The sequence below is a fragment of the Amycolatopsis sp. NPDC102522 genome (genome assembly GCF_055584485.1).
The window spans coordinates 15,599-28,922 of sequence record NZ_JBVJLY010000033.1 but is presented as its reverse complement, the minus strand read 5'-3'; the positions used below and the strand labels follow the sequence as shown (position 1 = coordinate 28,922).

The following is a 13,324-nucleotide window of genomic DNA, read 5'->3' as shown; positions in this document are numbered from 1 at the left end:
GGGTTGGTTAGGGGGGTGAGTTCGCGCGGTTCCGGGTGAGGCTGGGAAGGTGCTACGTACCGACTTGATCCGGCCTTTGCCCGAGTTGCTCACGGCGCACGCCTCGGTGTCGGGTGACAAGGTCGCCTTCCGCGACGCACGCCGCGCGGTCACTTACGCGGAACTGGAGCGGCGGACGCGATGGCTGGCCGGGCACCTGTCCCGGCGCCGGGTGCAGCCCGGGGACCGCGTGGCCATCCTCCTCGGCAATCGCGTGGAGACGGTCGAAAGCTATCTCGCGATCGTCAGGGCGGCCGCTGTCGGGGTACCGGTCAACCCGCGTTCCACCGACGCCGAGCTGGCGTATCTGCTCGACGACAGCGGTGCGCGGACGGTGATCACCGACGCCGCGCAGGCCGGACGGCTGGACCGCATGCGCACGCGGCGGCCTGAGCTGGACGTCGTTGTCGTCGAAGGGAACTACGCCGCCTTCACCGGCACCGATCCGGGCGTCCCGGCCCGTGACGACCTCGGACTCGACGACATCGCCTGGATGCTCTACACCTCCGGGACCACTGGCGCGCCCAAAGGCGTGCTGTCCACGCAGCGCAACTGCCTCTGGTCGGTGGCCGCCTGCTACGTGCCCGTGCCGGGGCTGACCGGCGCCGATCGCGTCCTGTGGCCGCTGCCGCTGTTCCACAGCCTCTCCCATATCGCCTGCGTGCTCGCGGTCACCGCGGTCGGGGCCAGCGCCCGGATCGTCGACGGGTACTCGGCGCACGACGTTCTCGACGCGCTGAGCTCGGATCGCTCGACCTTCCTCGCCGGTGTCCCCGCCCTGTATCACCATCTGATCCGCGCGGCGCGTGAGAAGGGCTTCCGTGCGCCGGATCTGCGGATGGGCCTGGTCGGCGGCGCGGTCACCACCGCCGCGTTGCGCAACGCTTTCGAGGAGACCTTCGGCGTCCCGTTGCTCGACGCCTACGGCAGCACGGAAACCTGCGGCTCCATCACGATCAACTGGCCGACCGGGGCTCGCGTCGAAGGCTCGTGCGGGCTGCCGGTGCCGGGCCTCGGCGTGCGGTTGGTCGACGTCGAGACCGGGATCGACGTCGCCGACGGCGCGGAAGGCGAAGTGTGGGTGCGCGGGCCGAGTGTCATGGCCGGCTACCACAACCAGCCGGAGGAGACGGCGGCCGCGATGGGCGGAGGCTGGTACCACACGGGCGATCTGGCCCGCCGTGACGAGGACGGCTACTTCACCGTCACCGGCCGCCTCAAGGACCTGATCATCCGGGCCGGGGAGAACATTCACCCGACCGAGGTCGAGAACGTCATCCGCGCTGTACCCGGTGTCGCGGACGTCGCCGTCGTCGGCAAGCCGCACGGCGTACTCGGTGAGGTTCCGGTCGCGTTCGTGGTGCCCGGTGAAGGCGGGTTCGACCCGGACAGGCTCTTGGCCGTCTGCCGCGAGCGGCTCTCGTACTTCAAGGTGCCCGAGGAGCTCTACGAGATCGATCGTGTCCCGCGTACGGCGTCCGGCAAGACGACCCGGCACGCGCTGCTCGACAAACCCGCCAGGCTGCGTGCTTGCGGCGGTGACCACTACGAGTCGCTGTTCCGGGTCGACTGGGTGCCGGTGGCCGCCGACTCGGCCGCCGCCGATCCCGGTGAGGTGGTGTGGTGCCCGCCGGTGCCGGAGCTCTCCGGCGCCGCGATCCGGCGGAGCGTCGACGAGCTGCGGGCGCGGATCGACGGGCCGGGCCCGCGGCTGACCGTGGTCACGCGGGGCCCGGCGCACGCCGCGCTGCGGGGACTCGTCCGCTGTGCGCAGGAGGAAGAGCCGGATCGTTTCGTGCTGGTCGACCTCGAACCCGAGGCCAACGCACTGCCGTCGCTCGTCGAGGGCGAGCCGGAACTGGCGGTGCGGTCGGGCGTGGTGCTCGCGCCGCGGCTGGTGCGGGTCTCGGTGGGGGAGGAGCCCGATCCCTGGCGCGCGGTGGCGATCACCGGTGCCGACGGCGAATTGGCCACGATCCTGGCCAGGCATCTGGTGACCGGACACGGACTTCGTGACCTGCGGCTGATCGGCCCGGAGCTGGCCGCGACCCGTGCCGGGCTGGGAGACGCCGTTTCCTGGTCGGCGGACCGGGCGGCACTGGCGGAGGTGTCCGCCGTGATCCACCTGCCTTCGGGCGACCTCGAATCCTTTGTGGACGAAGTGCTTCAGCTCGACGCGCTGACCGAAACGATCGATCTGATCGTTTTTTCCCCGCTCCACGGCGTTTCAGGCGAAGCGGCGTTCCTGGAGATGGTCATCGGCGAGCGCCGCGCACGGGGCGGGCGCGGAATGGTGCTGACGTCGGATACCCCGAGACCTCCGGCACAGCGGCTCATGGCGATGTTCGACGGCGCCCGCGCGACAAACCAGGTCTCCGCCGTGGTCACCGACCTCGACACCTCGGCCTTCGACGCGGTCCCACCGCTGTTCAGGGGCCTCATCGACACGGTCGCTCCTGCGGCGGAACCGGTCCGGTTGGCAGGGTTCGGCGAGCCGGAGCAGTATCGCCTGCTGCTCGAACTCGTACGTTCCGAAGCCGCGAAGGTACGGGATTGCGCGGGGCTCGCCACTCCCGGCCGCGAGCCCACGTTCACGAGCCTCGGGTTCACCTCGGCTTCCGCCGTCGCCTTGCGAAACCGGCTCGCCGCGGCCACCGGGCTGGACCTGCCCGCGACGATCGCCTTCGACCATCCGACACCGTCCGCGCTCGCCGAGCGGCTCCAGTCCGATCTCACCGGTGAGCGGGTGGAGCCTGTCGTGGCGCGACAGGTGTCCGAGCCGAACGAGCCGATCGCGATCGTCTCCCTCGCCTGCCGATTCCCGGGCGGCGTGGCCTCGCCCGAAGACCTGTGGTGCCTGGTCGCCGATGGCGGTGACGCGATCTCGGCCTTCCCGGACGATCGCGGCTGGGACCCGGCGGGCGGAAGCTACGCCCGCGAAGGCGGCTTTCTCCCCGATGCCGCCGATTTCGACGCCGAATTGTTCGGGGTGAGCCCGCGCGAGGCCCTGGCGATGGATCCACAGCAGCGGCTACTGCTCGAGACGTCCTGGGAACTCCTCGAACGCGCGGGCCTCGATCCACTGTCGTTGCGCGGAAGCGACACCGGGGTCTTCACCGGGGTGATGCACCGGGACTACCTCAGCCGGCCCGGGTCACCGCCCGAGGACGTCGAGGGTTACCTCAGCACGGGCAACGCCGGGAGCGTCGCGTCGGGGCGGGTGGCCTACACGTTCGGCCTGGAAGGTCCGGCGATCACGGTGGACACGGCGTGTTCGTCGTCGCTGGTGGCGATGCATCTCGCGGTGCAGTCGCTGCGCCGCGGCGAGTGCTCGCTGGCGCTGGCCGGTGGCGTGACGGTGATGTCCACCCCGGAGAGTTTCGTGGAGTTCTCCCGGCAGGGCGCGCTCGCGCCGGACGGTCGCTGCAAGTCCTTCGCCGCCGCGGCCGACGGCACGGCGTGGTCCGAGGGCGTCGGCGTGGTGTTGCTCGAAAAGCTTTCCGTCGCCCGGGAACTCGGGCACCCGGTGCTCGCCGTGGTGCGCGGTTCGGCGGTCAACTCCGACGGCGCTTCGAACGGCTTGACCGCGCCCAGCGGGCCATCTCAGCAGCGGGTCATCCGGTCCGCGCTGGCCGACGCCGGCCTGTCCACTTCGGACATCGACGCCGTCGACGCGCACGGCACCGGTACCCGGCTGGGCGATCCGATCGAGGCGCAGGCCCTGCAGGCGACCTACGGCCAGGATCGCGACCGTCCATTGTGGCTCGGCTCCGTGAAGTCCAACCTCGGCCACACCCAGGCTGCCGCCGGGATCGCCGGCGTGATCAAGATGGTGCAGTCGATGCGCCACGGTACTCTCCCGAAGACCCTGCACGTCGATGCCCCCACTCCCCAGGTCGACTGGTCGTCCCACGGCGTCGAACTGCTGACGGAGTCGCGTGAGTGGCCGGAGCCGCGTCGCGCCGGGGTGTCCTCTTTCGGGGTGTCCGGCACGAACGCCCATCTCATCCTGGAGTCGGCCGAGCAAGCCGATCATCCCGGCGCGGAAGAAGTCCCGGCGGGGCCTTGGCCGGTGGTGCTGTCGGGGGCGAGCGCCGAGGCGGTGCGGGCGCAGGCACGGCGGCTGACGGAGTTCGTCGGGACGCGTCCCGACGTGAAGGTCTCCGACCTCGCCCGCTCGCTGGTCGAAACCCGGGCGTTGCTGCCGAGCCGGGCCGTCTGCGTGGCCGGCTCGATCGAGGAACTGACGGAGAAGCTGGAGGCCTGTGATGTGGGTTCTGCAGATGTGGTGGGCCGAGTTGTGTGCGTATTCCCTGGTCAGGGCGCCCAGTGGGCAGGAATGGGCCGGGCACTCCTCGGAACCAGCCCGGTGTTCCGGGAGGCGATGCTCGACTGTTCCCGGGCGCTCGAACGACTCGTCGGCTGGGACCTGCGGGAGGTGCTCGCGGACGAGGTGATGCTGGCCCGCGTCGACGTGGTGCAGCCGGTGTCGTTCGCGGTGATGGTGTCCCTGGCCGCGGTCTGGCGGTCGCTCGGCGTCGAGCCCGACGCCGTGATCGGGCACAGCCAGGGCGAGATCGCCGCCGCCCACGTCGCCGGGATCCTCACCCTCGACGACGCGCTGCGGATCGTGGTGCGCCGCTCCGCGATCATCGCCCGTGAACTGGCGGGCCACGGCGGGATGATGTCGGTGTCCGCCTCCGAGACCCGGGTGCGTGAGCTGCTGGGCGGCACCGTGTCCCTCGCCGCGGTGAACGGTCCCGAATCCGTTGTCGTGTCCGGAGAACCGGAGGCGCTGGCCACCCTCGCCGAAGACTGCGCGGCGCTCGGGATTCGTACCCGCGTCGTTCCTGTCGACTACGCCTCCCACAGCCCCCAAGTCGACCTCGTCCACGACGACCTTCTTCAGGCACTGGCAGAGATCCGGCCCGCGGCTGGAACAGTGGCCCTGTATTCCACAGTGGATGGACACTGGGCCGACGGCACGGGCATGGACGCCGGATACTGGTATCGCAATCTGCGCCAGCCGGTCGGTTTCGAGCCGGCGATCCGGGCACTCGCGGCCGAGGGTTACGACACCTTCGTGGAAGTCAGCCCGCACCCCGTCCTCACCACCGCTGTCGAGGACATCGTCGACGACGCCGGGCCCACGGTCGTCACCGGAACCCTGCGACGCGACGACGGCGACTGGGCGAGGGTTCTGGCCTCGGCGGCCCGGCTCCACGTCCGCGGCATCCCCCTTCGCTGGGAACTCGGCGCCGGACCACGGATCGACCTGCCGACCTATCCCTTCCAGCGGCGGCGCTACTGGCTGGAGCTCACCAGCCGGACGGCCACCGGGCATCCGTTCGCCGACACCGTGGTCGGCCTGGCCGGCGACGGCGAGGACGTGGTCGTCACCGGTTCCGTCTCGTTGTCCCGCCATCCGTGGCTGGCCGACCACGCGGTGTCCGGGGTGGTCGTCTTCCCCGGCACCGGCTGGGTCGACCTGGTTATCCGGGCGGGTGACGAGGCCGGGCGGCCGGTGATCGACGACCTCGTCATCGAGGCCCCGCTCGTGGTGCCGGACAGCGACGAGGTCGAGCTGCAGGTGCGGGTCGAGAGCGACGGCTCGTTCAGCGCGTATGCGAGAGTCGCGGGCGGATCCTGGAACCGCCACGCGTCGGGCTCCTTGTCCGCCGATGCTCCTTTGGCGGAAGGGCTCGGACAGTGGCCGCCCGCCGGAGCGGTTCCCCTTGACGTACGGGACTTCTACGAACGCCAGGCGGAGGCGGGCTACGAATACGGCCCCGCGTTCCAAGGGCTGCGGACGGTCTGGACACGGGGTGAGGAGATCTTCGCCGAGGTCGAACTGACCGGGCAGGCGTCCGGGTTCGGCCTGCATCCCGCACTGTTCGATGGTGCCCTGCACGCGTCCAGTCTCTGCTCCGGGCAGCGGTCGGCCGAGATCCTGCTGCCGTTCGCCTGGACCGGGATTTCCCTGCACGCCACGGGCGCGTCCGCGGTGCGGGTGCGGGCTGTCCCGATCGGACAGGCCGAGGTCTCGGTCCTGATGACCGACCACAGTGGACAGATCGTCGCCGTGATCGAGTCGCTCCGGCTCAGGCCGGTCACGGACGGACAGTTGCGCGTCGCGACGGGGGCAGCGCTGTTCCGCTCCGAATGGGTGCCGCGCACGCTGCCGTCGGCGTCCGCGGACTTCGCGACACTCGACCTCACCGAAGACCACGGCGACGCCCGCGCGATCACCTCGCGGGTGCTGGCGGCGTTGCAGGGCGACGACGCGCCACTGGCCGTGCTCACCCGCGGCGGTGTCGACGCCGGACCCGCGCAGGCCGCGGCCTGGGGACTGGTCCGGGCGGCACAGTCGGAAAGCCCGGGGCGCTGCTTCCTCATCGACATCGACGACGATCCCGCGTCCTTGGCGAGGGTGCCGTCCGTGGTCGCGTCCGGCGAACCCCAGGTCCTGATCCGGGCAGGCGTGGTGTCGGCGCACCGGCTCGCCCGCGCGGCCGGACGCGCCTGGCGATGGGAGGCGGCCGGGACCGAACTCGCCGTCGTGCCTTGCCCTGAAGTGCTCGAACCGCTGTCCGCCGGGCAGGTGCGGGTCGGCGTGCGGGCGGCCGGGCTGAACTTCCGCGACGTCATGGTGGCGCTCGACATGGTGCCCGGCCAGTCGGGGATCGGCGGCGAAGGCGCCGGAGTCGTGCTGGAGGTCGCGCCCGACGTGGTGGGGCTGGCCGCCGGAGACCGGGTGATGGGCACCTTCGACCGCTCCTTCGGCGCGTTCGGGCCGGTGGCGGTCACCGATCGGCGCTTGCTGGTCGCGATGCCGGACGGCTGGACGTTCGAGCGGGCCGCGTCGATTCCGGTCGCCTTCCTCACCGCCTGGTACGGACTGCGGGATCTGGCCAAGGCCGGACCGGGGGAGCGGGTGCTGATCCACGCGGCCGCCGGTGGCGTCGGGATGGCCGCGGTCCGGCTGGCCCGCGGGCTCGGGCTGGAGGTGTTCGGCACCGCCAGTCCGGAGAAATGGGATGCGCTGCGGGAACTCGGTCTCGACGACGAGCATCTCGCGTCTTCGCGCACGCTGGAGTTCGCGGACCGCTTCCCGGCCGTCGACATCGTGCTGAACTCGCTCACCGGCGACTTCGTGACCGCTTCGCTGGATCTGCTCGCGCCCGGCGGCCGGTTCCTCGAACTGGGGAAGACCGATCTCCGGGAGGGGATTCCGGGTTACCGCGCCTACGACCTGCGCGAGGCCGGACCGGATCGCACGCAGGAACTGCTGACCGAACTGACAGGCATGTTCGAACGCGGCGAGCTCACCCCGCTGCCTGTGACGAGTATGCCCGCGCGGCGGGCACCGGCGGCGTTCCGGCATGTCGCCCAGGCCCGGCACGTCGGCAAGGTCGTGCTGTCCATGCCGGGCGAACTCGGCCCCGGCACGGTGCTGATCACCGGTGCGGGCACCCTGGGCGGGCTGGTCGCGCGGCATCTGGTGGCCGAGCACGGGATCCGGCGCCTCGTCCTCACCAGCAGGCGGGGACCGGCCGCGCCGGGAGCGGACGAGTTGGTCGCGGAACTGGCGGAGGCAGGCGCCGAGGTCGACGTCGTCGCCTGCGACGCCGCCGATCGTGACGCGCTGGCCGCTGTTCTCTCGGCCATTCCCGATCTCACCGCCGTGGTGCACACGGCCGGTGTGCTCGACGACGGCGTGATTTCAGCCCTGACCCCGGAGCGGTTCGACACCGTCTTCCGGCCGAAGGTCGACGCCGCCTGGAACCTGCACGAGCTGACCAAGGAGCGGGACCTCGACGCGTTCGTCCTGTTCTCCTCGGCTTCGGGTGTGCTGGGGAATCCGGGGCAGGGCAACTACGCGGCGGCGAACGCGTACCTGGACGGTTTGGCCAGGTACCGGCACTCGCTGGGGCTTCCCGCGGTGTCGCTCGCCTGGGGCCTGTGGGCGATGCCCAGCGGGATGACCGGCCGGCTCGGCAAGGCCGATCTCGAACGCACCAGACGGGGCGGGATGACCGCCTTGTCCGTCGAAGAGGGACTGCGCCTCTTCGACGCCGCCCTGCACTCCGTCGAACCTGTCCTGCTTCCCGCGAAACTGGACCTCCGGACCGGCCGTACCCGGCGTGTCTCAGCGGACAGGCCGCAGACGACGGGGCTCGCGTCCCGGCTGGCCGGTATGTCCACAGTGGAGCAAGAGACCCTGCTGGTGGAGCTGGTGCGGGCGCAGGCGGCAATCGTGCTGGGACACGCCTCCGCCGAGGCGGTCGCTCAGCGGCGGCCGTTCAAGGAAGCCGGATTCGATTCGCTGACGGCGGTCGAACTGCGCAACCGGCTGAACACCGAGACTGGTCTGAAGCTGTCCGCGACAGTGGTGTTCGATCACCCGACCCCTGTCGCGCTGGCCCAGCTGATGCGGAGGGAACTGGCCGGTGAATCCCCGGCTACCGCGGCTCCCGTCACCACTTCGGTTTCGGAGGAGCCGGTGGCGATCGTGGCGATGGGCTGTCGTTTCCCCGGTGGGGTGCGTGGCCCGGAGGATTTGTGGGAGCTGGTTCATCGTGGTGGTGACGCGGTCGGCGACTTCCCTTCGGATCGTGGCTGGGATCTGAACGGTTTGTTTGATGCTGATCCTGATGCGGTGGGCCGGTGTTCGGTGCGTCAGGGTGCTTTTCTGGAGGATGTGGCGGGGTTCGATGCCGCGTTTTTCGGGATCAGTCCGCGTGAGGCGGTCGCGATGGATCCCCAGCAGCGGCTGTTGCTGGAAACCTCGTGGGAGGTGTTCGAGCGGGCGGGGATCGATCCGGAGTCGTTGCGGGGCAGCGACACCGGAGTCTTCACCGGCGTGATCACCCATGACTACGCCACGCTTTTGCGTGAAGCCGCCGATGACACCGATGGCTATCTCACCACCGGCGTTTCGGCGGGGGTGGTGTCGGGCCGGGTGGCTTATACGTTCGGGTTGGGAGGTCCGGCGTTGACGGTGGACACCGCGTGTTCCTCTTCGCTGGTGGCGATGCATCTGGCGGCGCAGTCGCTGCGGCGCGGTGAATGCTCACTGGCTTTGGCCGGTGGAGTGACCGTGATGGCCACACCCGGGCTACTGGTGGACTTCAGCCGCCAACGCGGCCTCGCCCCCGACGGCCGGTGCAAAGCCTTCGCCGGTGCCGCGGACGGAACCGGATTCAGCGAAGGCGTAGGACTGGTCTTACTGGAACGCCTCTCCGACGCCCAACGCCATCGACATCCGATCCTGGCCGTGGTGCGTGGTTCCGCGGTGAACTCCGACGGTGCTTCCAACGGCCTGACCGCGCCGAACGGGCCTGCTCAGCAGCGCGTCATCCATGCCGCCCTGGCCAACGCCGGGTTGTCTCCCGCCGACGTCGATGTGGTGGAGGCACACGGGACCGGAACCCGCCTCGGTGACCCGATCGAAGCCCAAGCCGTGCTGGCCACCTACGGCCAGGATCGCGACCGCCCGGTCTGGCTAGGGTCGGTGAAGTCCAACATCGGCCACACCCAGGGCGCCGCCGGAATCGCCGGAGTCATCAAGACAGTCCTCGCCATGCGACACGGCGTCCTCCCCAAAACCCTGCATATCGACACTCCGACACCCGAGGTCGACTGGGGCAGCGGCAACACCGCCCTACTCACTCAACACCACGACTGGCCCGAACCTCGACGCGCGGCCGTGTCCTCCTTCGGCATCTCCGGCACCAACGCCCACCTCATCCTCGAGTACCAAACTCAGTCCACAGTGGACCCGGGTGTGGGGCCGTGGCCACTGGTCGTGAGCGCGCGCACCGAATCCGCTTTCCATGATCAGGCAAACCGGTTGGCGAGACATCTGCGGGAGCACCCCGAGATCGGGATCGCCTCGGTCGCGCGAACACTGCTGAGCCGGGCGCAGTTCGACCAGCGTGGTGTCGTAGTCGCCGAGAACCGGGACGAACTCATCGCGGCCTTGGAGGACCTGACCCCGATCGTCACCGGTGGCAAGACGGCGTTCGTGTTCAGCGGGCAGGGGACCCAGCGGGCCGGGATGGGCCGCGAACTCCACGAGGCTTACCCGGTCTTCCGCGAGACGTTCGACGCCCTCTGCGAGCACTTCGAGTTTCCCTTGCGGGACATCGTGTTCGAGTCCGATCAGCTGGACGGGACCAGATATGCGCAGGCCGGGCTGTTCGCCGTCGAGACCGCGCTCTTCCGCCTGCTCGAATCCTTCGGCCTCCGGCCCGACTTCGTCGCCGGGCACTCCATCGGCGAGATCACCGCGGCCCACATCGCCGGTGCACTGTCCTTAGAGGACGCTTGCACTCTCGTGGCCGCACGTGGCGCGCTCATGCAAGACCTTCCCGAAGGCGGGGCGATGGTCGCCATCGCCGTGGCGGAGGACGAGATCGCGGCGGCGCTCGACGGCCGGGCAACCCTCGCCGCGGTCAACGGCCCGACCTCGGTCGTGATCTCCGGCGAGGAGCACGCTGTCCTCGCCGTCGCCGCCGAGTTCGCCGGACGCGGCCATCGGACCCGGCGATTGCGGGTCAGCCACGCCTTCCACTCGCCCCTGATGGACCCCATGCTCGACGAGTTCACCGCCGCGCTGAAAGACATCCGGTTCAAGGAAATGGAAATCCCGCTGGTGTCCACGGTGACCGGAGAAGTCCTGACCGAGCACAGCGCCGAGTACTGGGCCGGGCAGATCCGGCGGCCTGTGCGGTTCCACGATGCTGTCGTGGCGTTGCGCGAGCTCGGGGTCACGACCGTCCTGGAGATCGGTCCCGACGCGGCCCTCAGCACCATGGTCGACGGGGCCGTGCCGGTGCTGCGCCGCGACCGGACCGAAAAGCGGGCGGTGCTGGAGGCTTTGGCCGCCACCGGCCTCCCCGTGCGCTGGGATCGCACGTTCGATGGGTCCGCCGAGCTCGCCGACCTGCCCACCTATGCATTCCAACACGAACGCTACTGGCCGGCGGCCGCGGCCCCCACGGCCGCGGGGTCGACAGGGCTGGGGCATCCGCTGCTGGACGCGATGCTGGACCTGCCCGGCACCGAGGAGCTGGTGTTCACCGGTTTCCTGTCGAGGGACAGGCAACCGTGGCTGGCCGACCATGTCCTGCGGGGACTGGTGGTCGTTCCGGGCACCGCGTTGCTGGAGCTGGTGATGCGGGCGGCGGAGAGCGTGGGCTGCCCGCGTGTCGAAGAACTGACCAACGAGGCTCCGTTGCTGTTGCCGGACGGCGGTGTCCAGGTACAGGTCACCGTCGGCCGAGCCGACGAGCACGGCAAACGGGCGGTGGCCGTGCATTCGCGTCCGGAAGCCGGGCCGGGAGGCTGGACCCGGCACGTCGAGGGAACGCTCACCGCGGACGCGATGCCGCCCTCCTTCGAACTCTCCGAATGGCCGCCGGACGGCGCGGTTTCCCTTGACGTCAGCGAGTTCTACGAAGGCTTGCGCGACCGGGGATACGGTTACGGGCCCGCGTTCCAGTGCCTGCGGGCGGCGTGGCGTCGAGACGGCGAACTCTTCGTCGAGGTCGCGCTGCCCGGCGAGCAGGCCGATCGGTTCGCGGTGCATCCGGCTCTGCTGGACGCCGTCCTGCAGGCCATCACCCTCGGCGGCTTCGAAGACGAGGAAGAAGGCCGGCCGCGGGTCCCGTTCGCCTGGCGGGGCATCCAGGAATGGTCCGACGGCGCGACCCGGCTGCGCGCCCGGCTGGCGGCGGACGGAAACGGCGGGGTGACCGTCGGACTCGCCGATGACACCGGGGCGCCGGTCGCGGAGATCGAGTCCCTGCTTTCCCGTCCGGTGACCGGCGCGCGATGGGGGACGGGCGGCGGACTGTTCGAAGTCGAGTGGGTGCGAGCGGAGCGCGGTCGCGGGGATCCCGGGTTCGTCGTCTGCGAAGCCGGCGGAGGAGACGTGCGCGAAGTGGTCACCCGGGTGCTCGCGTTCTTGCAGACTGCCGACGCGCGCAAGCTCCTGGTGGTGACCCGCGAACAGGTCGGGCCGGGCCGCGGTGACCCGGTGGGACACGCCGTGTGGGGGCTGGTGCGGGCCGCTCAGGCGGAGGAGCCGGGACGGATTGTCCTGGCGGACCTGGACGCGGACGCCTCGCCCGGACTCGTGCCCCGGCAGGAGCCGGAAGTCGTGATCCGCGGTGACGCCGTCTTCGTGCCGAAGCTTCGGCCGGTGACCGGAAAGCAGACGGTCCTGGAGCCCGATGGCACGGTTCTGATCACCGGCGGCACCGGCGCGCTCGGCCGGGCCGTCGCCCGGCATCTGAGCGAAGTGCACGGGGTCCGGCATCTGCTGCTGGTCAGCCGGTCGGGCGGGACGATCGACCTGCCCGGCGCGCGCGTGGTGGCCTGCGACGTCGCGGACCGGGACGCGCTGGCCACCGTCCTCGACGACATCCCCGCCGGACAGCCGCTGACCGGGGTGGTGCACGCCGCGGGCGTACTCGATGACGGTGTGCTCGGATCGCTGGACCGGGAACGACTGGGAACCGTGTTCGCGCCCAAGGTCGACGGCGCGCTCAACCTGCACGAGCTCACCCGCGACCTGTCCCTGTTCGTCCTGTTCTCCTCGATCGCCGGGACCTTGGGCAACGCCGGGCAGGGCGGTTACGCCGCGGCCAACGGTTTCCTCGACGGTCTCGCCAGGCAGCGGCACGCCGAGGGGCTCCCGGCGACGTCGCTGGCGTGGGGACCGTGGGACCTCGGCATGGCCGCGGGCCGGGCACCCCGTGGCGGAGTGAAGCCGTTGGCGACCGCCGAAGCGCTGGCCTTGTTCGATCTCGCGATCGGCGCGGGCCGTCCGATCCTGATCCCGGCCCGGCTGGAGCTGGAAGCGCCGCCGAAACCCCGCAGGGCGAAGTCGCGCCTCGTGCTGGACGGCGATCCACGCCGGACAGTGCTCGAACTCGTGCTCGCCGAGGCTGTCTCCGTCGTGCGTTCCGGAAAGGACTCCTTGAAAGCGGACCAGGCGTTCCGAGAGGTCGGATTCGATTCGCTCACCGCCGTCGAACTGCGCAATCGCCTCGTGAGGGTCACCGGCGCGGAACTGCCCGCCACAGTCGTCTTCGACCATCCGACACCGCAGGCACTCGCGCTCCGCGTCCACGCGGAGCTGTTCCCCGACGCGGTGGCCGCCGAGATTCCCGAGAGCAGAGTGCCCGACTTCGACTCGATGGACGCGGCCGAACTCGTGCGGCAGGCGATGAGCCCCGAGGCTGGAGTGGCCCGTGACGACCTCTGAGGAACAGCT

1 protein-coding gene is annotated in these 13,324 nt (G+C 70.5%); it reads left to right on the top strand.

All coding sequences use genetic code 11. The annotated features are described in order from the left end of the window. Positions 1 to 49: 49 nt before the first annotated feature. Positions 50 to 13,315 carry an SDR family NAD(P)-dependent oxidoreductase gene (locus ACZ6YV_RS41240; RefSeq protein ID WP_465514836.1) on the top strand — a complete coding sequence of 4,422 codons (13,266 nt, stop codon included), beginning with the start codon at positions 50 to 52 and terminating at the stop codon, positions 13,313 to 13,315. The last annotated feature ends 9 nt before the right edge of the window (positions 13,316 to 13,324 follow it).